Raw genomic sequence first — 22,034 nt, 5'->3', positions numbered from 1 at the left:
TTGCTTAAAATTTTTCTGGATTCACCAAGGCATAGGCCAAGTAGACAAAGATCAATACCGTAAAAATGATAACGATAGCCATTAACGCCCGCCTCCTGATTCCTCGATGACTCGTCCGCACCATGATAAAAATCCAGTGAATATTGCATAAGTTGCTGCTAGCAGCAACACCATATAGAGATCCAACATACCTATCCCTCCTAAATTAAATGCTTCTACCGGGTCAAACCGTGATAACTGTTATTTCCCATGCGATTCGATTAGAAATGAAACATCCTCGCTTGTCGTGTGAATCACATAAGCAGCTCCAAGCCCTTTATAAACTAGACGCGGGTTGTTCGTGTGAGTGATGACATAAATCGGTTTGGATGTCCATGTTCGGCAAATCCGGATATACCGGCAGCATAGGTTCAGGCTTCGTTCAAAAATGTAAACTTTCCCAATTGGAAGTTTTGGAATTATTTCATTATTTTGTTGTTCTGTAGTATTAACTATAATTATATTTTTTACTCCAAGATTGACCAATCGGTGCTTTTCCCCTTGGTTGTTGGCAATAGCAGCACAATGTATGCCCATCTTCATCAATTGACGAATGAAGCCTTCTCCTGTTCTATTGGGTGCCGAAACCAAAATAACTTCTTGCTGTTCCATACCACTATTCCTCCTAAGATGTCAAAAAGGAGGCAACAAAAAGAAGCCTACGAAAAGAGGGAAACTCTTCTCGTGGCTTCCTAAGGCACAGAAATATAAACCGTGTCTTACGTACGCACGACAATTGTTGCCTCTCGGTTACGCTTACGAGGTTAGCTGTCGGATTCGGGCGTGAGAGTCGCCCTACCTCTGGGCACCCGAAGATGCCATAAGGATTCACCCCATGGAGCCCGCACCGATACCCTGTCTATGTAGCAGACTCATCAGGTATCACGTGCTCCTTTGGTTCCCCCGTTCCTTTTCCATTCAAGGACTCAGCGATAAATTACTTGGTACATTCTTACTCCAAAAGATACTCTAGATGATGAATTTCTTGTAAACATCACCTGTTATTTTCAATAATACACAACAAAAAACCACACGACATTTATGCCCTGTGGTCGTTTAATACGATCACAAGCTTCATCATCCTCTCTCAAATGCCTGATCCATCACAGTATGAACCGGTTCATGCTGTGAAGGATCGGGCTGTTCAACGCTTACGAGGTTAGCTGACGGATTCGGGCGGTGAGAGTCGCCCTTCCTGGTGCTGGCTTACTGCACCTTTGGATTCACCCCAGATGGTACAGCATATGGATCTCACATCCTATGTGTATCACTGTGTTGGTTCCCCCGTTTTCAATAGATATGAAATTCAGCGGTCTGGTTGGAAACTTTGTTTCTAATCATGAGATGTATCATACGCCTGTAGCTGACTACTGTAAATAAATACCGCAAAGCATAATAGACCGAATATCACATTTAAAGGTATTAAATAGATTCCATTCTCTTATTATCTGCATGCAGCTCTGTATATCTCTGTTTTTTGACGATATATTCAAATACCCAGCATAATGAAGCAAGATCATAGTAAACAGGTGAAAATACCTGTTGATACCGCTTTCATCCTTCTTTTGAGCACAAATAGCTTAAATTCCCTTGGGATTGGGATTTTACATTATTTTGGGGGGCGGCGTATGTTATCAAAGATGACCAAGAGAGGGTGGGCTTCAGTTGATGCTGCAAAAATTAATCGATGGCGACCTGGAAGCCAGTTTATTGGTGACTAACTGACAACGGTTCATTCAGTACAGATGTTACTACATTTCAGGAGGTGCTCTAGCAGTGTTTATAAACAAGCGGGTGTTTCCTCTAAAACAGCTTGCCGCTATTATGTTGGGGACAGCTATTTTCGCATTTGGCCTCCATTATTTTATCATTCCTAATAAATTGATGGAGGGTGGGCTTACAGGGGTATCCCTATTGCTTCTGTATGCATTCTCGCTGCCCCCATCAGTTACCACTTTGCTTATGAATATTCCTCTCCTCCTTCTTGGGTGGAAATACATGGGGCATCGAAGAATCATTTTTACGATATACGGCACTCTCTCCTTATCCGTTTTTTTATGGTTCATGGAATTTGTGATCAGCCGCGGCTGGATGGTACCGCTGGTTAAGCCCGAGGACTATTTTCTCGTCACTTTATATGCAGGTGTTACGGTTGGATTAGGTTTGGGTATCGTATTCAGGTTTGGAGGGACAACAGGCGGAGTCGATATCATTGCTTATTTAGGCAGTAAATGGTTGAAACGGAGCATGGGTCAAATTATTTTGGTGCTTGATGCTTCAGTCATCGGCCTCTCTCTATGCTTTATTCCCAAGGAGAAGGTGCTATATACGATTGTTGCGGTATTTATTGCGTCACGTATGATCGATTTTATTACGGAGGGAGCTTATGAAACGAGGGCTTTTTCGATTATTACCCATAAGGGGCAGGCCGTTTGTGAAGCCATCACCCAGGAGCTCGAACGGGGTTCAACGCTTATTCCTGCAAAGGGAGGATTCTCTTTCGAAAGTAAAGAACTCGTTTATTGCATTGTTTCCAGGCAAGAAATCGGGCGCTTAAAAGATATCGTAAAAAAGGCTGACCCCCATGCTTTTATTATCATTAGTAATGTGCATGATGTACTGGGAGAAGGCTTTGAGCGTGATTAAGCTCAAAATTGAAGTAATGCCATCGATAAATAAAAGGGCAGGTCGAGTGTAATTACTCCGCCTGCCCTTTCTTCATTTAGAACGAAATCTCCTTCCTCCATCAGGAAGATATATACGCTGCATCATTTTGTGCAAAGAGCACCAGCAAATAAGGTTCATTCTCTGATTACCTACACCCAGCTCTCTTTATCTCCGTATCTGTATGAAATAGCTAAATACCCAGCAACAGCAAGCAAGGAGGCAGCAAATCAATGAAAGTACCGATTGGTTCCGCTTTCATCCTTCTTTTGAGCACAAATAGCTTAAATTCCCTTGGGATTGGAATTTTACATTATTTTGGAGTCGGCGTAATATACATTTCAACAACTTCATACATCTTTAACGCTTAATTCCCGAAAGGGAAACGGGGGACCCAGTTTAAAGCTATCTGCAATAAATAGATAGTTACAGGGGTGAATCCTTGCGGCATGCTCATGCATGCCCTTAGGTAGGGCACTCTCAAGCCCGAATCCGACAGCTAACCTCGTAAGCGACTTGAGAGAGAATTCCTATCGTGCTACCCTAACTGCTTATTTCTTATGGTACAGGAAGCCCGAGAGTAGAGTTTCTCTGCTCTCTGGGCTTCTTTTTGTTTGCCAAAATTAAATAGGATGAGGAGATTATCACTATGCAAAAGCTCGCCGACCCACTAGAGGTTCCGCTGGAACCATCCCTAGAGCCATTCAAGATTGGTTCTATGGAAATCTATCAATTTGACTGCCTGCTAATCAAAAAACTGATTCCCCAAATCACTAACGAATGTTCTTGCGGCTTATTGAAAATTTCCAGTAACGGGCTGAGCGGCTGGGAGGAATGCATCCTTCCCTCTAGTGAAAAAAGATTTGATTTGATCCACTGGGCTTCGGTTTTCTTATCCATAAAGGGACTTCCTATAGCCGAAGCGATTGCCTTTGTCCATAAAAAACGGGAAGCATGGGGACAGGAGCGTTGCGAGGTAGCGAAATCTGCTTTGGATGACCTCGTTTGGCATATTAAAAACCCGAATGCAGTCAAGCTACAAAAAACAAACGGTATTGTTTTGGAACGCTCATTTTTGATCGAACAATCACGGTCTTACTACTCCTTCTAATAATGAAAAGCATGTCGAAAGGATTGTGCCCATGAGTATCCTATATTGCATCGTCCTATTGGTCCTTCTGTACCAATGGATAACCTGGCTGGTCTCACGGTATCCTGAAATCCGTAAAATGAAAACCGAAAAAAAGCGGGTATATCGAATGGGTGCTATCGTGGTTTTTATAGCATTCCTTATAGTGGGCTACATGCTTGCCATGGCAACTGCAACCACCCAGACTCCTGATATAGCGCGGATTACATTCATTACAACGTTATTTATTGGCCTGGTATGCATTCTTGGTTTTAGAGTTTTTATAATGAACAGCAAGCAAGCTTTTAAACTCACATTGTTATCTGGATCGGTATTCTCCACATTTTTATTAGTTTTGGAATTATTTTGTTACATCACGATACAAATATCTTGACCCATATAAGAAAAGTTAGAAAGCGATACTCCGCATAGGATGCGAAGCAAAAGAGGCGGTCTCCATGAATAACGAATATAAACGAAGATTCGGTTTACCTATTTTGTTTCATGCTTTCATAGAAAGCATGTTGAAATTGAATCCGCGGCAATTGATGAGGAATCCCGTTCTATTCGTTTTAGAAATGGCAGCACTGCTCGTTTTGCTTATGACCGTGTTTCCATCCTATTTCGGAACTGGGCAGCAGGTCGGTTTGAACGCCATTGTATGTATGATTTTGCTATTTACGATTTTATTCGCCAATTTTGCGGAGGCATTAGCTGAAGGGCGTGGAAAAGCCCATGCCGATAGCCTGATCAAGGCAAGAAAGGAGCTTACAGCCAAGCAAATCCTTGCCGATGGCTCCTACCGAAACCTTGCTGCGACCCAACTTGTAAAAGGGGATATCGTGCTCGTTGAATCCGGTGGGCTTATACCTGGAGACGGCATGATTATTGAGGGGATTGCCGCTATAGATGAATCGTCGATTACAGGTGAGTCTGCCGTTATTGTCAAGCAGGCAAATACGGACTTAAGCTCTGTCACAGGCGGAACTACCGTCGTCAGCGACTGGATTAAGGTGAAAATGACTGCGGATCCAGGCAACTCTTTTCTCGATCGGATGATTTCACTTATCGAGGGAACCAAACGCCAAAAAGCACCCAATGAGATTGCACTAAGCACTTTGCTGGTCGTATTCACTTTGATATTTCTTATCGTAGTTGTGACGATCTATCCACTAGCTGCTTATGTTGGTATTCAATTGGATGTATCCACACTTATCATCCTGTTCGTATGTTTAATTCCAACGACCATTGGAGGGCTGTTGTCGGCGATCGGCATATCAGGCATCGACCGGGTGACACGCTTTAATATACTTGCCATGTCCGGAAAAGCCGTTGAAATGGCTGGTGACATCAACACGGTAATTTTGGATAAAACCGGTACCGTTACCTTCGGACACCGGATGGCCTCTGAATTTGTTGTTGTCTCCGGCGCGCCAATCGAAGAGTTGGTTGAGGTTGCCGTGATTACTTCTTTATTCGATGCTACCATCGAAGGCAATTCTGTATTAGAGCTTGCTAAGCAGCAGCCCGTTTTTAGCGGCCTTCGCACCTACCAGGGGGAAGTCGTTCCCTTTACCGCGGAAGAACGGATGAGCGGGTTGAATTTCAACGGGACTTTTTTCCGTAAAGGGGCTGTCAATGCCATTAGCAGCTATGTTACACAGCGGGGCGGGGACATTCCCACTGATTTGTTGGAAAAAAGCGATGCCATATCCAGGTTGGGCGGCACTCCCCTCGCGGTCAGCAGGGATCATAAAATTGTTGGCTTGATCCATTTGAAGGATACGATCAAGCCAGGTATGCGCGAACGGCTGGAGGCACTGAGGGCAATGGGGATTAAGACCGTCATGTGTACAGGCGACAACCCACTGACGGCTGCCACGATTGCCCGTGAAGCCGGTATCGACGCCTTTTTTGCCGAAAGCAAGCCAGAAGATAAGCTCCGCATCGTACGGGAAGAGCAAGCGTTGGGCAAGCTTGTTGCAATGACAGGTGACGGCACCAATGATGCACCTGCATTAGCCCAAGCCGATGTTGGTATGGCGATGAACAGCGGCACGAACGCCGCCAAGGAAGCAGCGAATATGGTAGATTTGGATTCCGACCCAACGAAGATTATCGAAGTGATATCGATCGGCAAGCAACTTCTCATCACTCGTGGAGTGGTGACGACCTTCAGTATAGCTAACGATTTTTCCAAGTATTTTGCCATTATTCCAGCGATGTTCTCTGGGAGCCTGCCACAGTTCCAGACGCTCAATATCATGGGTTTACAATCCCCGACAAGTGCGATGCTTTCCGCACTGATTTTTAATGCGGTTATTATCCCGCTTTTGATCCCTCTTGCCTTAAAGGGGGTCAACTACAAGCCCATCGGTGCCAACCAGCTTTTGTTCCGTAACTTAATGATTTATGGGGTAGGCGGCGTTATTTTCCCCTTCATAGGCATCAAGGCCATTGATCTGCTCCTAAATATCATATAGAGAACGTGTAGAACTGGAGAATATACGAATGGACAAACCCATACACCTACAAAAAAAAGCAGTGGGAAGAAAAATCTCCCTTAGAATTGCAGCCGTCTATCTACTCCTCGCCTGCTTGTTTCAAATAGGCACCAAAGCCGGGTTTCCTTATTGGATGTATAGTGCAGCGGCCACGACCATAACTGCTTGTTTGCTCTATGTACTGGTCCAGCGCAATTTAGAGGCTGTCCGTCGGACCGATGCGGTACAGTTGGAACGTGAAGAGACCAAAATCCGTTCTACCTTGGAAAGTATTCAAGACGGGTATTATGAAATGGATGGGTCCGGCCATTTTTTGTTTTTTAACCATTCATTGGTGGATATCCTAGGTGTAACCGAAGCCGAACTGCATGAAAAACACTTTACTGATTTTATGGGCAAGGAAGATGCGCAAAAGCTAAAACAGACCTTCCACTGGGTCTCCCATACAGGAACAGCAATTAACTGCGTGGAATGGAGTGTCCTGCTCAAGGATGGCGCCCGTAAGTACGTCGAAGGTTCAATCGTCCTTATAAGGGAAGCGTTGAACGGCAAACCCATGGGCTTTCGCGGAATCATCCGGGACATCACGGAACGCAAAGATTCGCAAAGAATGCTGGAGGAGAGCCAACATCGCTATAAATCTTTATTTGATTATAACCCGGACCTGGTCTGCTCCTTTGGATTGGACAGTAAATTTGTTACGATCAATCCGGCAACTGAAAAATTAACTGGATTTACCAGTCATCAATTGATGGGCAGGACATGTGGGCACCTGCTTGCTGCCCCTAGCATCTCAACATTTCGATGTTTTGCCAGGGCAAAAAAAGGGATTTCGTCCAGCTTTGATATTTCCATTCAGCACAAACGTGGACACCGAATCGAGCTGCAGGTACGACTGGTTCCGATTATTATAGAAGGTCATGTAGTCGGAGTTTACGCCATCGGCAAAGATATTACGGACCATAAACAGGCTGAAGACACGATTAACCATATGGCATACCACGATGCGCTTACGGATTTGCCGAACCGAAGGCTCTTCATTGACCATCTTACTTTGGGGCTGGAGCAAGCTGTACAGAATCGGCACCAGTTGGCTGTTATGTTCCTGGATCTGGACAGGTTCAAATATATTAATGATTCCTTGGGCCATGCATTCGGAGACCGTTTGCTGCAAACCGTAGCCGATCGGTTGAAATCTTCAGTCGGACATCGGGGTACGATTGCCCGCATGGGCGGTGATGAGTTTACGGTTCTGCTGCCTGTTATCACAGATGAACGTGTAGTCCTTCACATAGCCGATAATATGATTATGGCCATCAGCAAGCCCATATTTATTGAAGGCCATGAATGCACAGTGACGACAAGTATCGGGATCAGCATGTACCCAAGCGACGGGATCGATGCCCAGACGCTCATGATGAATGCCGATACGGCAATGTATCGTGCCAAGGAGGTCAGCCGGAACAAGTATGAGCTGTTTGCGCCTACGATGAGTGTCCAGGCATCCGGGCGGCTCACGATAGAGCAAGAGCTGCGCAAAGCGGTGGAGCGGGACGAGCTTGTCCTGCATTATCAACCGCAGGTACAGTTACAATCGGGTTTGATTACAGGAGTAGAAGCACTTGTTCGCTGGCAACATCCGAAACGGGGTATGATACCTCCAGCTGAGTTCATTCCTTTGTCCGAAGAAACGGGAATGATCATCCCTATTGGTGAATGGGTACTGCGAACGGCTTGCCGGCAAAACAAAGCTTGGCAGGAAGCCGGTTATGCTCCGATGCGGGTTGCCGTTAATTTATCCGTTTATCAATTCAAACAACCCCATATTGTCCATACCATTGCCGAAATCCTGCACGAGACAGGTATGGATGCCATTTATTTGGAACTGGAGATTACAGAAAGCATCGCGATGCAAAACGCGGAGCAGGTCATTATCACCTTGGAGGAGTTGAAGCAACTCGGCATCCAGATCTCAATCGATGATTTTGGCACGGGCTATTCTTCCCTCAGTTATCTGCGGGATTTTCCCATTAACCGTTTGAAAATTGACCGTTCCTTCGTTAATGACATCACAAATGGCAAAGATGACGCGGTGATAGCTACATCCATTATTGCGATGGCTAAAAACCTGAACCTTGAAGTGGTTGCAGAAGGAGTTGAGAACGAACAGCAGCTGCAATTCCTTAAAAACAAGGGCTGCAATGAAATGCAAGGCTACTTTTTCAGCAAGCCCTTACCGGCCGAATCGCTCTCCTCCCTGCTTTCGAAGGTGACCTAAGAAACCAACTAATCTATCTTGGATAGAAAATTGCTCCCTTCAGCAGTCCACTTTTTCCTTACAAATTCAAATTTCTTCCGGAGAGTTGGTCTGGAGCTTACAAGATGAAATGCATAGATGAATTTTAATTTCGTGTGATATAATTTATCCTTCTAAGGAATATTGAAGAGATGTCGAAAAAGAGCGAAGAAGCCATTAGGCTAATGGCACGAGTTGCTCTGAGGGGGAGACACATTGATTCGAATATTAGCTATTAACGATGAGCATGAGATTATTCAAACATCGCTAGACAATCTGAAGGATTCAAATATTCAATGGTACTGGGTGGATTTTAATGCGCCTACGGAGGAGGAAGCATTGCTTTTACAGGAATACTTTCATTTTCATCCATTGGCTATAGAAGATTGCTACCATCTGCTGCAGCGGCCTAAATTAGACCATTATGATGGCACCCATTTTTTTGTTCTTCATGCTATGAATGCTTACACTTTAGCGGCGGATGAGGTAGACATGTTTTGGGGCCATAACTTTATCGTTACCTTTCATTATTCACCATTAAGAGAAATTGATCAGGCATGGCGTCGGTTGGTAGAGCAAAAGAAGCTTCGTGAAAAAGGAATTGTTTACATAGCCTATTTAATTATAGATAACCTCGTGGATGAATATTTTCCGAGCCTTTATAAATTAGAAGACCAGTTAGATGAAATTGAAATCAGAGGAAAAAGTGTTCCCGTACACATACTGATGAACGAAGTATTCGAAATCCGGGCTAAACTATTAAAGATTAGAAAGACCATTGTCCCCATGAAGGAACTGCTTTATCGAGTGATAAGTTCCGAGAAAATTGAAGGCCTGAAGGAACATATGATTTATTTTGCCGACGTACACGACCATCTTCTTAAGCTTTCTGAAATCATTGATTCCAATAGAGAATTGACTGCAGATATACGTGATAGTTATGTTTCTATTAATTCTTATCGTATGAATACCATTATGAAAACCTTAACTGTTATAACTACAATTTTCATGCCCCTAACATTTATAGCCGGGATATACGGAATGAATTTTGAAAATATGCCCGAGCTTACGTGGCATTGGGGGTATTATATGATTCTGTTAATCATGTTTAGCATTGGATTCGGGATGTTTTTATGGTTTCGATATAAGAAATGGTTTGATTAAACATGCTTGGGGCCGACAGTCCAAATGTATAATTTTTTTGAATTGATCTAGTACCATCATCAATGTTTCTTTGATAGAGGGCTATACCTATCGTCCTGCGTTTTTGGCATGAAACCGAGATTGATAAGCTCACAGTCCTGTGGGATCGTTAAACCTACGCTGCTGCATCCGTATAATAGCCAAGGAAGGTCGGTCGCAATGGTGTTCAGAATCGCAGTCGGCTTGAATTTTCTACAAAAGCAAGCGCCCGTAGATAAAAGCGCTCATGCCGGTCTGCCCTCCATATTAAGCCGCTATAGCGGACTTGGACGCGTTCTGGAAAATAAACGGTGAGCTATAGCAGGATTTGCCAACAGGAACACAAAAGGTATGAAAAAGGGTCTTCCATTTGAATTGGAAGACCCCTTTACATCTGAACAAAACACCCGGAAATGATTAACCCCCCATTTTGCTTGCTTCGCGAAAGTAGACTGCTTTCTGGACAAGGGAGATGACGGCCAGGATAATGATTGGCAGTGGTGTAAACTCGAACAATAAAGAATAGAGAATGAAGAGCAGAATACCGCTAATTATCAGTATATTTACGGCCTTCAAGGAGCTGTGGGCGGATCGATAGACGATAAATCTTTCAGCTTCATCCAGCTTATCAAATAGCTCACGCTGTGCATTTCGTGAACCTAAATTTATTGAGCGGTCCGGATACAGCTTGTTATAATGCCGAATGTTTATCAACTGCAAGGCAGTCGCTATTAACGCGAATACGGAGGCACTTACCAAATTTATTAACAAGAAGGTTTCATTATCTGTGGCTCTCGCTTCCTTACTGGCAAGATATGCAAAGCAGAGTGCAGTCCATAAGAATGCCGCAATTAAATTGTAGGCACTAATCTTGATGAGTGTACCTACCGTAAGCTCCTTCTGAGTCGGCCCCTCCTCCTCTGTAGAAATTGGTTTACTTTCTTGAATAGAAGAAAATCTCAGAAGCCCAATTACGTTCCATAACGTTAAGATGATACAGGCTGTAGCTATCACTCCGAAGATAACATCATAATCGTAAAATATTCCAGGGTTAAACGATAAATTCGCTGGTCTCGGAATCAAACCGCTGCTGATTAAGAAGCCGCAAGCTCCCCCAATGACCATCATGAATACCAAGTAAAGCATATTTTTAGTTTTATTTTTCATGATTCACTTCATCCCTTTCCAAGGAAAATATGGCTTCCACTTGTACTTGAAATACAGATGCAATCCTCAAGGCGAGTACAATTGAGGGCGCATAATCACCTCTTTCAATAAGTGCGATCGTCTGTCTGGATGCACCAATTAACTGGGCTAGATCAGCTTGCGACAATCGGTCACGAGCCCTTAGTTCTCTTACCCGGTTGTGTAATTCACTCACCTTATCACCTCCATGCCTGAATTATATATGATCATTAACATTTTGTAAACTATAATATACAATTTGACTATAATTCCTTACCTATTTACATCAATATAATACCCCAGCGTTTATGACCGTTTCCAAGTTGACAACTATTAGCTGGTTAGCGGAGCGAGTAGCCGTCCGGCACAAAGGTCTGGGCATCCACGCCCTCCACAATACCCAGCCCTGCCGCTTCGCAAATATCCGGTTGTGCTCAGGGCGTTACTCCGTCGGGAATGTAAAAAGGTTCTTGTCATCAACCGATGACAAGAACCTTTTTACATAAATAAAAAAATTCGCAATTTACGTGACTTTTCATGTAACAATGATGTTGACTTCGGACAACAATTTCTCTTTTTCATTATATTAGACCTTAAACTGCCCAGCAATCTCAGACAGACTCTGAGAAATAATGCTCAAAGATTGCGCAGACGAAGTGATTTCCTCTACGGAAGCCAACTGTTCCTCCGTGCTAGCGGCAACGATTTGGGTGGATTCCGCTGCAGTTCTTGCAATGCTGCTCATTTCATTTACAGACGCAGATACTTGCTCTGAACCGGCCGCCATTTCTTGCGCCGCTGCCGCAATTTCCTGCACTTTCTCGGTTACAGCTTGAGTGGTATTTTCAATTTTTCCGAATGCTTTTTCAGCATAGGAAACAGCTTCCAAGCCAGATTTCACTTCTATTAGGCTTTGATCCATATAATGAACTGCACGTAGCGTATCCGATTGAATTTGAGTTATTAGATCTGTGATTTGCTGTACGGAGACTGTTGATTGTTCTGCCAGCTTTTTCACTTCATTCGCAACGATGGCAAATCCCCTTCCGTGTTCCCCCGCTCGAGCCGACTCGATCGCGGCATTTAGGGCTAACAGGCTGGTTTGCGAAGCGATATCGCCGATCATTTTCACAATATCTCCAATATTATGCGAATGCGATTCTAATAGTTTTATTTGCGATCCCGCTTGTCCCACTGAGTTGTTGATCACATTGATTATTCCAACAACTGATTGGATAGTCTCATTCCCAGCTTGTGCTTGCTGACTTGCCTCAAGCGACAATTCCGAGACTTCAGATGTAGTTTCGGCTATTCTTTGAATTCCTACCGCCATTTCTTCCGTAGCCCTGCTTGTTTCATTAGCACTTTGCAATTGATTTTCAGAGCCTAACGCGAGTTGTTCGACAGCTAGTGCAACATGCTTAGTGGCCTCCGTATTTTGTTCAGAGTTTGCAAGCAACTGTTCGGAAGATGCCGCAACCGTCATAGAAGCGTCTTGAATTTGAAACATTGTCGCTTTTAGCTTGGACACCATCTCATTAAGAGATTGAATTAACATACCGATTTCGTCTTTCTGTTTAATCTTCATCTTCGGAATGCTTAAATCGCCGCCAGCTACTTTGTGTAATGCATCAGATACGAGCCTTGTCGGTTTCGAAATAATACGATTCATGATATACACAAGAACGATGCCAATGAGCACAGAAACAACCATGAGCAAAATGACTAGCACTTTCTCGCCAGCATAAATGTCGCTGCTCTCTTTGGTAGCTTGGATAGCTCCGTCGTTGTTTATCTTTACCATCAGGTCCAAATTTTTCTGCATATCATTAAAAGTTTGCTGGGATTGATCCATCACCTGCAATACCTCTAATTCCTTCTTTTTCGAGCCGTTGACTGAATCGACCTGATTGCTAATTTCGAAAGCCTGATTGAAAACATCCTTGTATTTGTTCCACTTCTCTTTTAACTGCTCAGTATTTGTTTGGTCTTGGTCGTTAGCGTACGTTTTCTCATATTTACCAAACTGCTCATCAATAGCTAAAAATGTTTTTTTTGCTTCTTCTTGAAAGCCTGTTTTTTGGGAAGCATCCGATATAATCAAAATTTTATATTGCAACGCCAGTACGTGCTCTGTTAAGTAGTTTAAATTATTGGCAATACTGGTGCCTCCTAGCCAAATGGTAGTGATTTCATTCGTTTTCGTTTGCATTTGCTGCGCATTGTTGAGAGAAGCGCCTCCCAATACACACAACAAAAAAAGTAGAACCAAATACGACAAAAACATTTTTTTGCCGACTGTTAATTTGAAATAGTTGGTTAGCATATGTCGTCCACTCCTAGAATATAGTCTATTGAGTTTATCGACAATATCCGACAATATCATGAGAATAATTTCATTGCAGCATTTATAAAACGAAGAATGGCTCTTTAGCTAACGATGCGAACAGAGTCGTTTTTTGCCATTGCTCCACGGATTTTTTTATAAAGGTAATTATTTTATTTCAGATTAAACAACCTTATTTCAACTAGCCACGAACCACCGTGTGTGGTGTCAGATTGAGAGAATCTTGAACAAAACTTTGATTTATCAGTGGACCTTTTCATAATTGCTGAGTATGATAATGGATTTAGGAAGCACCCTCTCCTTGTAAACAACAACAAGGGAACGTAGAGTTACGCCCCCTTGTTGTTGTTTACCATCCGATTGCTCAGACTATCCGTCACGAAAAACCGCCAGGTTACTTGAGTACTTTGAGATCATAACTATGAGCAGCACCTACGGTTTTGTGTCATCCAAGTCTGCCCTGGCCGAATATCCTACAGCCGGGCACTTGAAAATTCGAACATGTCCTTAAAGAAAACCAATTGCGGCGGTAGTGTTGCCAATATCCCAACACGATCACCAAATTCGTGGTCCTCCTGCTCCTTGAATTGCTGGAGCTCCCCCACCTCATCTCCCGTCAATTCGTAAATTTTGTACGCAATCGTAATATGGAACTGATACTCATCGTGGTCCGGGAATCTGAGCCCAAGCCGTTCGGATACGTGATCGCGAAATTTGGTTAATGCCTCACGGTCTTCATCTGCAGCAGGCAGCAGCTTCAATGTCAGGGCAACACTGCCGGTATCCACCTCGCCCAACTTCATATGAAAGCCGTTCGGGATAGGGATTTCGGCAAATTTTTTTCTGAAATAGCGATCTGTCTCCTCAAGTGGCATGTCCAGTGGCAAATCACGCGACCACAGCTCAGGCTTGCGGTCTTCCTCGCAGACGCCTTGTATCACCGTCATGTGATAGCTGGAGGGCGGCATAAGCGTGAACTTGCTAGCGCAGGATAGCGCCTTGAACCGCTCTGCAAACCGGACAAGCTCTACATAAACGGCATTGTCCGGGGGAATCGGGCAGATGATGGTGTTGCCCGGGAAATATCGCACCGAGCCATCGGCATGAAATTTACGTCCTACTGCTTTCGTATATGGGCTATGGTTCATTGAATAACCTCTCCTTCTAATGTACCTATTGCTGCGGAAGGGCAACTTGCTTCACTTTACCGAGCCGTCCACCATGCCCTTTACGAAATGCTTTTGCAGCAGCAGATACAGCAAGGTCCCAGGAATAATGGCAAGCAAGGCTGCAGCTGCAGCTGCGTTCAGGTTCGTGTTATTTTGGCTGAAAAACGATGAGATGGCAAGGGTGACCGTCCGCTTGAGCGGGGATTGCATAAAATAAAGCGAAAATGAAAAGTCATTCCAAATGGAAACGCTGTTCATAATGATAACGGTAGCTGTTACAGGCAGCATGGACGGCAGCAGTATCCGGTAAAATACGCTGTATTTGCTGCAGCCGTCGATGGTCGCCGCTTCGTCCAGAGCCTTCGGAATCGTCGTAATAAAATTCGAATACAGGAAAATGCAGGCCGGCAGCTTATAGGTCGTAATGAGCAGGACAATTCCCCAGTAGGTGCTGATGCCCCCCAAGCTGGCAACCAAGCTGTACAGAGGAACGAGCACGGTCAATTTCGGTACCATCATGACAGCCAGGATAACGCTGATCATTTTTAGGTTAAAGCTGCTTTTGACACGTGCGAGCGGATAAGCGGCCATCGCACCGAGCAGGGCGATCAGAAGCACGGAGAAGGCCGTCACTACTAGGCTGTTGAACATCGCCTGCAGCAATTTCCCATTTACCATCGCTACACGAAAATTGTCCACATACATATAATCCGGCAGCAGCCAGCGGGACGAAAAGTCGTTCCGCTTTTTTAAAGCCATCGTAATCAGGATATAGAAGGGGACGAAATGGACGGCAATAATGAAATAGCCAACCGCATTTTTCCAGAAGCCAGAGCGCCATTTCATCAATATTCCACCTCCCGCTTCCTGAATAGCTTTAAGGCCACATAGCTGATAGACAAGACGAGCAGGAACGTTATGAGCCCAATTGCAGCGGCGAATCCGGCATTCTGGTTCTCGAAATAGAAAAAATTGATTAAGGAAGACATCGAATGCGTTTCGAAGCCCGGCCCTCCGGAAGTTAATGATACGACAAGAGCGAACAGCTCCAGCCCGCCGATCAGATTCAAGATAAAGCTAGTCGTGATCGCCGGAATTAGCAAGGGCAGCGTGATACGAAGGAATTTATTCCAAGCGCCGGCCCCGTCAATCGTTGCTGCCTCCAGCAGCGATTGGGGAATCCCCTGAACCCCGGCCAAATAAATGATCATTGATGTGCCGACATATTGGAAAGCATTGATGATGGTAATCATCCATACGGCGCGTGTCCCATTTGCCATCCAATCAACAGGCTCCGCTCCGAATACCAGAAGGATATCGTTGATGGCTCCGCCGTCATACTGGACGAGGAAATACCAGATATATCCCATGATGAGCTGCGCCACAATGACCGGCATATATATGACTGTCCGCACGAGCACCCTGGAGCGGAATTTCATGTTCAACAGCAGCGCGTACATGATGCCGAAGATGTTCTGCAAAATGGCGCTGCCGAAGCCGTATACAAGTGTATTCAGCAGCGCTTTTTTAAAGCGGACATCGGTATACAGCCTGATATAATTTTCCAAGCCAATGTAAGTGTAGCTTTGGGAATAGCCGTTCCAGTTCGTAAACGAGATCCGGATGCCGGATACGAGCGGGTAAGCTACAAATACAAGAAATAAACATAAGGCGGGCATATACATCAGGGACAACCCTCTGTCCGAGTTGGCAAATACCGCTAGTTTCCGTCTCATCGTGTGCTCCTGTCCAATAAATTGATGTTGTGTGAGGCGGTTGTGCATCCAGTGCACCCCTCAGCCTTACGCTGCAAATTGGTATTATTTTTGCGAACGCAGCTTTTTGTAATCATCGCTCATCATCCGCGATGATTCTTCCACCGACATGTCTCCAGTCAGTAAGGCAGGCCCGATTGTTTTCAAGGTGCTCCACATGCCATTGGGCAAATATTCACGGTCAAATACGGGGATCGTCCTCAGATCTTTATATTTGGTGAAATCGGCGGTCAAATTACCGAGATTGTAGCTGACATCCTTCAAGCCTGCCGGCATACCCGTCGCCTCCGCCACTTTCGCGATGTTGTCGCTCTTGGCCATATATTTCAACAGCAGCAGCGCTTCGTTCACATTTTTGGATTGCTTCCATACGCCGAACGCTTCCCGTTCTCCCCCGTTAAGCACGGGCTCATCCCCTTTGTAATAGGCAGGCACTGGCATCATTCCGATCTGAGCCTCTGGATTAATTTTTAATGCTTCGGCGACAATGGCGTTGTTCTCGAACAAGAAAGCCGCTTTGCCTGTAGCAAGCTTCTCTGCTGCGCTCAGCGGGTCTGCGGTGACGACATCTTTGTTAAGATAGCCTTCGTTCTTCAAATCGACCAGCTTCTGTGATACTATATTCCATTTACTCCAATCAAAACTTCCATCCTTTAAAGAATCCCCATAGTTATTGGCTTTGTCCGTTACAAGGAATATCGGGGCTATTTTATTAAAAAATCCGGCTAGCTTCGTCGTATCTTTTCCCCCGATATGAATAGGCGTAATGTTTGCATTTTTAATCACTTTGAAGCTGTTCAGAAGCTCTTCCCACGTCTTAGGAACTTCCAAATTTAGATCCTTCAGCACCTTCTTGTTGTAAACGATGCCGGATTGATCGATATTCAACGGAAGCACATAAATATTACCTTGTTTGTCCGAAATTGCCGGCTTGGTTGTATCGCCGATGCGGGCAAACCATTCTTGGTCGTTGAGCGGGCGCAAGTATTCGCTGTACCGGTTCACAGACCAGCCATGGGTGGCAAACAAATCGGGAAGATCGTTGGACGCCATCTTCGCTTTCATCAGCTGCTCGTAATCTTTGCCTTGTGTACTAAAGTCCACTTGGATGTTCGGGTTTTCCTTCGTGAAGCCGTTAATGACTGCTTGTATGGCGTCGAAAGTGTTTCCCGTTGCATTAGTCATGACAGTTAGCTTAACTTGCTTTGCCTCTTTCGCAGTAGGTGCTGCGATCGAAGTGCTTGCTACAGCCGCACTGGTACCTGCATCAGAGCTGCTGCCTTGGGCTGGAGTGCTTCCCCCGCTTGAGCATCCTGCCATAATCATCAGTGTCGACAACCCGAATAAAGCGAGTGTTTTGGTTTTTTTCATAAACTTGTTCTATCCCCTTAGTAAACGTATTATGATGCAAACCAAGTATACCTTAAAGAAATCGCTTACAGTTTGTTCAAAACTACACCGACCGCGCTACTTTCTATCATCCTGCCAAACCGTGAGCAACGGCAGCCCATCCTGTGAAGGAACAAGCGCACCTCTGTCGAATAGGTTGGCAAGGCTGCTGAATTCAGAAAGGTTGGGACTTGATATGAAAGGCTTCGGATTAAAAGGATACCGCGCGCTAAACATGAAGCTTGTAGTCATTTTCATGGTAAGCATATTGCTTCCGCTATTGCTGGCCTCCTATGTAATCGCCCGTGTATACATTGATAAATCTAATGAGGAGACCGGCATTCTGATTAACAACACCTTAACTTCCTTATCACGGAGCCTATCAGGATACCTTAACGAGTTGGACCAATTGACCTTAATTCCGTATTACAATGACGACTTTATTTATGCGCTCAAGGTTAGCGCCTCGGAATCCTACGATACGATGAGCAAATACCAGCTCATCGGGATTACCAACATGCTTGAATCCCAACTGCGCTTTATCCGATTTACGCGCAAAGATATCATGAGCACCCTGATCGTATCCGACAATAAGCCTCTATTTTACTCTACCAATAATCCCATGAACGATATTGTTAAGGACTATGAATTTGCCAACACGGATTGGTACCAAAATGCACTACAAGCCAATGGAAACGCAGTATTTGTTAATCCGCACAAACAAGACTATTTTACAAAAACAAAGGATGTCACTGTGTTTTCCGTGGCGCGCAGCATCAGAGAAATTCCGTCCAAACGACCAATCAGCGTAATCATCGCAGATGCCAATACGCATGTTTTGCAAAATATGTTTAAGGATATCGATTTTCATGTCCCTTCCCTTATCGCTTTACTCGACCAGGACCGAAACATTGTGTATGCCAATCATGACATCCCACCAGGATTAGTCAAGCTGAATCCTGACAGCCGTTCCGTAATTCGCGACGGTAATCAAGCTTATCTGGCTGTAAAACAGACTATTGAGCCTTATAATTGGCAAATTATCGTGCTGCTTTCCTATACGCAGCTGGAAAGAAAAACGCTGTGGGTGTATCTCACCTCGCTTCTGCTGTATATCGTTTGTTTGACTGTAGCCTTTATGTTCTACAGGATGTTGTCCGGTAAGGTGATGGGACCGGTCAATGATATCATTAGAACAATGAGAAAAGTGGAAGACGGAGATTTAACGGTACGGTATCATTCGCAGACCCAAGATGAATTTGACATTATCGGAAGGTCGCTCAATTCCATGATTGCGGAGCTAAAGCAAAAGATCGAGACCGAGTACGTGCTTGTATTGAATCAGCGCAATTCGGAGTATAAGGCGCTGCAGGCGCAAATTCAACCTCATTTTTTATTCAACACGCTCAGCGGGTTTATAGCATTAAATCAGATCGGTGAGAAAGAACTGCTGGAGAAGTCAATCATCGATCTCACCGTCTTGCTTCGCTACATCTTGAATCATCCCGAGATGACGACGCTTGAGGAGGAGCTGCGCATTATCGGAAAATACTGCTCGCTCCAACAACTCCGGTTCGGTCCAAGGCTGCTTGTCTCTATCTCCTGTGACTCTTGTGCCAAGCCGTTCAAAGTACCTAAGCTATTGCTCCAGCCACTCGTAGAAAATGCGATCATTCATGGCATGGAGCCGCTGAATGAAGCTTGCCAGCTGACCATTGCTGTCGAGAAGATCATCCATGAAGGACACCATTTCATCTGCATTCGTATTGAAGATAACGGCGTAGGATTTGATCCTCAGCATCAGGACAAGCCAGGCTCTATTGGAATTACAAACACAGTTGAACGCCTGAATCTTTGTTTCCCGGGAAGCTTGTTCGGCCTGGAGAGCGCGGTTGGGTCAGGTACCCGAATTACGATTCACATTCCGGAGGTTGAGCCAGCATGAAGATTGTTATAGCCGATGACGAGTACTTAATAAGAGTATCCTTAAGGCATAATCTGGAGAAGCTGCCTATCGGTATGCTGCACATGTATGAAGCGGCCGATGGAGTCGAATTGCTCCGATATCTGGAGGTCGAGCAGCCTGACATCGCTTTCGTCGATATTAAGATGCCTTTGCTTGGCGGCCTGGACGCCATCGAACAAGGGAGAACGCTGTCTCCCCATACGAAATTCATCGTTCTGACCGGATTTGCCGAATTCGATTACGCACAGAAAGCGGTCGCCTTGCAAATTTATGCTTATTTGCTAAAGCCGGTCAGTTACGACCAGCTGTGGGACGTTATGCACAGCATTCTTGAACAGTTGAGCAAGGATGCGGCTGAATATAACCAAACGTTCACCTCACGGATAGCCGGCTTTATTACAGATATGGTGGTTGTTGAAAACGAGCGTTTTCCGCTGGAGCATTTGACGTACAAAATGATTGCCGTATGCCATGACGGGCATGATGGGAACATTACCCACACAGGGGAGGAGTGGCTACGCAGAGTCAAGCAAATCCATGATCGGCGTACGAATCTCCACTATTACGAAGCTATAATGAAGCCATTCAGCAATGTATGGGTAATGATTATTGCCTACGAACAGGACAAGGAAGCAAGAATGCCCACACTAGCCTCCCACGTATCCGAAATTAAACAGATATCGCGAGACCACGACAGTAAGCTTAAAAATAAGGCGGCAACCACACTGATTACAACAGATGCACTGCCCATCGAACAATTAATTTCCGCTTATGACGAGCTGATTCAGCTTGCTGCTCTAAGGGCCCTGCTTGGCATTTCCACCGATTATACCGCATCTTTCCTGAGTCGGCTCAAGCAGGAAAAACCCTACTATGGCCAAATCAGCGAGCTGCTGGTCGCTCTCTCCCGCCATCATGCTGAACGCAACGATGTTGAGTTCGGCAGGGCTGCCGAGTTATTTTGCTCGCTTATGGAAGCTAACGGACTTCATGGGCATATTCGCACCGTGCAGAGTGCTGCCCGGTTTCTACATGATTCACTCGGCATTCCCTCGAACCCTGAAGTCCCGTATCCGCGCTTGAAGGACGAGTTGCTGCTCTACAGCCAGCGCAAACTTCGCTCTTCGGCAACGCGGAACAATCTCATCCAATCGGTACTGCTTTATGTCAACCTTCATTATGCCCATGATATAAGCATCACCGGAATGGCTAATTTGTTTGATATCACTCCGAACTATTTAAGCGCGCTTTTCCATAAAAAAACAGGTCGAAAATTTGTCGAATACGTAACGGAGTTACGAATGCGGGAAGCCCAGCGGCTGCTAATTGAGACCGATTTATCGGTTCAGGATATTACTATGAAGGTCGGCTTTTACAGTATGAGTCATTTTGGTAAAGTTTTTGCTAAATACCACCAATTATCACCGATGGATTACAGAAAGAGCATAGATCCCCATTTGGACAGCTAAATAAGGAGGGGATATGAAATCAAAGAACAGTTTGATTTCGAGGGTATATTGTAATCAATGCGAGCATCGTTTTCTACAAGTTGTAGAGTGGGATTATTTGGTCCAAAAAAATAAACGTATATTCGCATTAAAAACCTCCGCCGCGTGACGGGAGGAGGTTGCCGATTCACTCTTTATAAACGTTTCCACGAATAGAAATTTTTAATACGAGAATGATGAGTTGCTTATCAACAATCTCATAAATAATCCTATAATCTCCAACTCGTTTCCTATACTGGCCTTTCCTCCCTTTAAGACGCTTTACTTCGGGTGATTGGAATGGATTCTCTGCAAGTTCAAGCAGTGCATCACGTATTCTACGTCGAAGAATCGTGTCTTGTTTCTTTAGAAACTTCTCAACTCAACTTCTTTATCGAAAATGAGCTTATACCTTGGTAATTTTCGCGATATTACTTGCCAACTGGGACACCACAGTGCCGCTCAAGTGAGCGGCATCGGGTCGTTATGTTCCGAGATTTTGAAGGGCGTGAAATTCGAGTGGCTACCGATTTGATGCAGGTAAAAGCCGAACAAATTGCGCAGATTTACAAAGCCCGTTGGCAGGTGGAAGTCTTTTTTCGTTGGATCAAACAGCATTTGAACGTCCCTACCCTGTTTGGAACGACTGAGAATGCGGTTTACGGCCAACTGTACGCTGCTTTGATGGTTTATGTCTTGATGAAGTGGTTATTTGATACGACCATCCCGTTGCTATCCAAACATGTAAGACTCAAATTTGTGCGCTTTACTCGTTTATTCGCTCTTGGTCAACCCTCCCCTGAATGGTATGTAAAAATTCAAGGGATTCTTTGTTCCGCCCATTTGAATAGGCTTTTGGATGTTACATAATATGGTTATTCAACAGGCGTGTTATTTTATTT

At 44.7% G+C, this 22,034-nt stretch carries 21 protein-coding genes, 1 pseudogene and 3 riboswitches; of the genes and pseudogenes, 11 read left to right on the top strand and 11 right to left on the bottom strand.

Features of this window, described 5'->3' with window-relative positions:
- Window positions 1-4: 4 nt before the first annotated feature.
- Window positions 5-82: a potassium-transporting ATPase subunit F gene (locus G9U52_RS41855; RefSeq protein ID WP_375790294.1), complete on the bottom strand. Its 78-nt coding sequence runs from the start codon at window positions 80-82 to the stop codon at window positions 5-7.
- A gap of 158 nt (window positions 83-240) precedes the next feature.
- A complete protein-coding gene (locus G9U52_RS27945; protein ID WP_166153962.1) occupies window positions 241-651 on the bottom strand; it encodes a DUF4218 domain-containing protein in 411 nt (136 codons plus the stop codon).
- Window positions 652-777: 126 nt separating this feature from the next.
- Window positions 778-981: riboswitch (cyclic di-AMP (ydaO/yuaA leader) on the bottom strand.
- Between the two features lie 191 nt (window positions 982-1,172).
- Window positions 1,173-1,361: riboswitch (cyclic di-AMP (ydaO/yuaA leader) on the bottom strand.
- A gap of 183 nt (window positions 1,362-1,544) precedes the next feature.
- Between G9U52_RS27945 and G9U52_RS39435 the strand changes: the two genes are divergently transcribed.
- The 8 genes from G9U52_RS39435 to G9U52_RS39430 all read left to right on the top strand — a co-directional run bounded on the left by G9U52_RS39435 (window position 1,545) and on the right by G9U52_RS39430 (window position 10,129).
- Window positions 1,545-1,760: a hypothetical protein gene (locus G9U52_RS39435; protein ID WP_207953254.1), complete on the top strand. Its 216-nt coding sequence runs from the start codon at window positions 1,545-1,547 to the stop codon at window positions 1,758-1,760.
- Window positions 1,761-1,863: 103 nt separating this feature from the next.
- The gene (locus G9U52_RS27940) at window positions 1,864-2,685 is read left to right on the top strand and encodes a YitT family protein (protein ID WP_166154079.1); all 822 of its coding nucleotides are present in this window, start codon (window positions 1,864-1,866) and stop codon (window positions 2,683-2,685) included.
- Window positions 2,686-3,057: 372 nt separating this feature from the next.
- Window positions 3,058-3,233: riboswitch (cyclic di-AMP (ydaO/yuaA leader) on the top strand.
- A gap of 119 nt (window positions 3,234-3,352) precedes the next feature.
- On the top strand, window positions 3,353-3,814 hold the full coding sequence (locus G9U52_RS27935; protein ID WP_166153961.1) for a hypothetical protein: 462 nt from the start codon (window positions 3,353-3,355) through the stop codon (window positions 3,812-3,814).
- A 118-nt stretch (window positions 3,815-3,932) separates the two neighbouring features.
- Window positions 3,933-4,226, top strand: coding sequence for a hypothetical protein (locus G9U52_RS27930; protein ID WP_207953253.1), 294 nt, complete (start codon window positions 3,933-3,935; stop codon window positions 4,224-4,226).
- A 64-nt stretch (window positions 4,227-4,290) separates the two neighbouring features.
- Complete coding sequence (kdpB, locus tag G9U52_RS27925; protein ID WP_166153959.1) at window positions 4,291-6,315, top strand: potassium-transporting ATPase subunit KdpB; 2,025 nt, start codon at window positions 4,291-4,293, stop codon at window positions 6,313-6,315.
- A gap of 28 nt (window positions 6,316-6,343) precedes the next feature.
- Window positions 6,344-8,614, top strand: coding sequence for a sensor domain-containing protein (locus G9U52_RS27920; RefSeq protein WP_166153958.1), 2,271 nt, complete (start codon window positions 6,344-6,346; stop codon window positions 8,612-8,614).
- A 234-nt stretch (window positions 8,615-8,848) separates the two neighbouring features.
- Window positions 8,849-9,796, top strand: a complete 948-nt coding sequence (gene corA / locus G9U52_RS27915) for a magnesium/cobalt transporter CorA (RefSeq protein ID WP_166153957.1) — start codon at window positions 8,849-8,851, stop codon at window positions 9,794-9,796.
- Window positions 9,797-9,904: 108 nt separating this feature from the next.
- On the top strand, window positions 9,905-10,129 hold the full coding sequence (locus tag G9U52_RS39430; protein ID WP_207953252.1) for a hypothetical protein: 225 nt from the start codon (window positions 9,905-9,907) through the stop codon (window positions 10,127-10,129).
- Between the two features lie 102 nt (window positions 10,130-10,231).
- Here G9U52_RS39430 and G9U52_RS27910 read toward each other — a convergent pair whose 3' ends face one another.
- The 8 genes from G9U52_RS27910 to G9U52_RS39425 all read right to left on the bottom strand — a co-directional run bounded on the left by G9U52_RS27910 (window position 10,232) and on the right by G9U52_RS39425 (window position 17,937).
- A complete protein-coding gene (locus G9U52_RS27910) occupies window positions 10,232-10,981 on the bottom strand; it encodes a DUF3169 family protein (protein ID WP_166153956.1) in 750 nt (249 codons plus the stop codon).
- Complete coding sequence (locus G9U52_RS27905) at window positions 10,971-11,195, bottom strand: helix-turn-helix transcriptional regulator (RefSeq protein WP_166153955.1); 225 nt, start codon at window positions 11,193-11,195, stop codon at window positions 10,971-10,973. Before G9U52_RS27905 ends, G9U52_RS27910 begins: the two co-directional genes overlap by 11 nt.
- A gap of 390 nt (window positions 11,196-11,585) precedes the next feature.
- Window positions 11,586-13,379 (bottom strand): methyl-accepting chemotaxis protein, encoded by a 1,794-nt coding sequence (locus G9U52_RS27900; protein ID WP_166153954.1) that lies wholly within the window; start codon window positions 13,377-13,379, stop codon window positions 11,586-11,588.
- A gap of 440 nt (window positions 13,380-13,819) precedes the next feature.
- A complete protein-coding gene (locus G9U52_RS27895; protein ID WP_166153953.1) occupies window positions 13,820-14,494 on the bottom strand; it encodes a DUF1868 domain-containing protein in 675 nt (224 codons plus the stop codon).
- A gap of 51 nt (window positions 14,495-14,545) precedes the next feature.
- Window positions 14,546-15,361, bottom strand: coding sequence for a carbohydrate ABC transporter permease (locus G9U52_RS27890; RefSeq protein ID WP_166153952.1), 816 nt, complete (start codon window positions 15,359-15,361; stop codon window positions 14,546-14,548).
- Entirely contained in the window at window positions 15,361-16,251 is an 891-nt protein-coding gene (locus G9U52_RS27885) for a carbohydrate ABC transporter permease (protein ID WP_207953251.1), read from the bottom strand. Before G9U52_RS27885 ends, G9U52_RS27890 begins: the two co-directional genes overlap by 1 nt.
- A gap of 84 nt (window positions 16,252-16,335) precedes the next feature.
- A complete protein-coding gene (locus G9U52_RS27880; protein ID WP_166153951.1) occupies window positions 16,336-17,661 on the bottom strand; it encodes an ABC transporter substrate-binding protein in 1,326 nt (441 codons plus the stop codon).
- Between the two features lie 96 nt (window positions 17,662-17,757).
- A complete protein-coding gene (locus G9U52_RS39425; RefSeq protein WP_207953250.1) occupies window positions 17,758-17,937 on the bottom strand; it encodes a hypothetical protein in 180 nt (59 codons plus the stop codon).
- On the opposite strand from G9U52_RS39425, the gene G9U52_RS27875 reads away from it, so the two are divergent.
- Window positions 17,936-19,624, top strand: a complete 1,689-nt coding sequence (locus tag G9U52_RS27875) for a cache domain-containing sensor histidine kinase (RefSeq protein ID WP_207953249.1) — start codon at window positions 17,936-17,938, stop codon at window positions 19,622-19,624. The genes G9U52_RS39425 and G9U52_RS27875 overlap by 2 nt on opposite strands.
- A complete protein-coding gene (locus G9U52_RS27870) occupies window positions 19,621-21,114 on the top strand; it encodes a response regulator transcription factor (RefSeq protein ID WP_166153949.1) in 1,494 nt (497 codons plus the stop codon). The genes G9U52_RS27875 and G9U52_RS27870 overlap by 4 nt, the downstream gene beginning before the upstream one ends.
- Before the next feature lie 166 nt (window positions 21,115-21,280).
- On the opposite strand, the pseudogene G9U52_RS41850 reads toward G9U52_RS27870, so the two are convergent.
- Window positions 21,281-21,490 (bottom strand): annotated as a pseudogene (locus G9U52_RS41850) (type II toxin-antitoxin system RelE family toxin); the annotation flags it as partial.
- Window positions 21,491-21,567: 77 nt separating this feature from the next.
- Here G9U52_RS41850 and G9U52_RS27860 point away from each other — a divergent pair.
- Window positions 21,568-22,002 carry a transposase gene (locus G9U52_RS27860; RefSeq protein ID WP_375790292.1) on the top strand — a complete coding sequence of 145 codons (435 nt, stop codon included), beginning with the start codon at window positions 21,568-21,570 and terminating at the stop codon, window positions 22,000-22,002.
- Window positions 22,003-22,034: the final 32 nt, after the last annotated feature.

The organism is Paenibacillus agricola (genome assembly GCF_011440305.1).
GTDB classification, from domain to species: domain Bacteria; phylum Bacillota; class Bacilli; order Paenibacillales; family NBRC-103111; genus Paenibacillus_S; species Paenibacillus_S agricola.
Note: the sequence above shows the minus strand (reverse complement) of the source record. Positions and strands in the feature narration are given on the sequence as shown.

Excerpts from the sequence above, each read along its gene's own strand:
- G9U52_RS41855 (WP_375790294.1), bottom strand. The coding sequence starts at position 82 with ATGGCTATCGTTATCATTTTTACGGTATTGATCTTTGTCTACTTGGCC.
- G9U52_RS27940 (WP_166154079.1), top strand. The coding sequence starts at position 1,864 with ATGTTGGGGACAGCTATTTTCGCATTTGGCCTCCATTATTTTATCATT.
- G9U52_RS27885 (WP_207953251.1), bottom strand. The coding sequence starts at position 16,251 with ATGAGACGGAAACTAGCGGTATTTGCCAACTCGGACAGAGGGTTGTCC.
- G9U52_RS39430 (WP_207953252.1), top strand. The coding sequence starts at position 9,905 with ATGAAACCGAGATTGATAAGCTCACAGTCCTGTGGGATCGTTAAACCT.
- kdpB (WP_166153959.1), top strand. The coding sequence starts at position 4,291 with ATGAATAACGAATATAAACGAAGATTCGGTTTACCTATTTTGTTTCAT.
- G9U52_RS27890 (WP_166153952.1), bottom strand. The coding sequence starts at position 15,361 with ATGAAATGGCGCTCTGGCTTCTGGAAAAATGCGGTTGGCTATTTCATT.
- G9U52_RS27910 (WP_166153956.1), bottom strand. The coding sequence starts at position 10,981 with ATGAAAAATAAAACTAAAAATATGCTTTACTTGGTATTCATGATGGTC.
- G9U52_RS27870 (WP_166153949.1), top strand. The coding sequence starts at position 19,621 with ATGAAGATTGTTATAGCCGATGACGAGTACTTAATAAGAGTATCCTTA.
- G9U52_RS27895 (WP_166153953.1), bottom strand. The coding sequence starts at position 14,494 with ATGAACCATAGCCCATATACGAAAGCAGTAGGACGTAAATTTCATGCC.
- G9U52_RS27920 (WP_166153958.1), top strand. The coding sequence starts at position 6,344 with ATGGACAAACCCATACACCTACAAAAAAAAGCAGTGGGAAGAAAAATC.
- G9U52_RS39435 (WP_207953254.1), top strand. The coding sequence starts at position 1,545 with ATGAAGCAAGATCATAGTAAACAGGTGAAAATACCTGTTGATACCGCT.
- G9U52_RS27935 (WP_166153961.1), top strand. The coding sequence starts at position 3,353 with ATGCAAAAGCTCGCCGACCCACTAGAGGTTCCGCTGGAACCATCCCTA.
- G9U52_RS27945 (WP_166153962.1), bottom strand. The coding sequence starts at position 651 with ATGGAACAGCAAGAAGTTATTTTGGTTTCGGCACCCAATAGAACAGGA.
- G9U52_RS27880 (WP_166153951.1), bottom strand. The coding sequence starts at position 17,661 with ATGAAAAAAACCAAAACACTCGCTTTATTCGGGTTGTCGACACTGATG.
- G9U52_RS39425 (WP_207953250.1), bottom strand. The coding sequence starts at position 17,937 with ATGAAAATGACTACAAGCTTCATGTTTAGCGCGCGGTATCCTTTTAAT.
- G9U52_RS27875 (WP_207953249.1), top strand. The coding sequence starts at position 17,936 with ATGGTAAGCATATTGCTTCCGCTATTGCTGGCCTCCTATGTAATCGCC.
- G9U52_RS27930 (WP_207953253.1), top strand. The coding sequence starts at position 3,933 with ATGAAAACCGAAAAAAAGCGGGTATATCGAATGGGTGCTATCGTGGTT.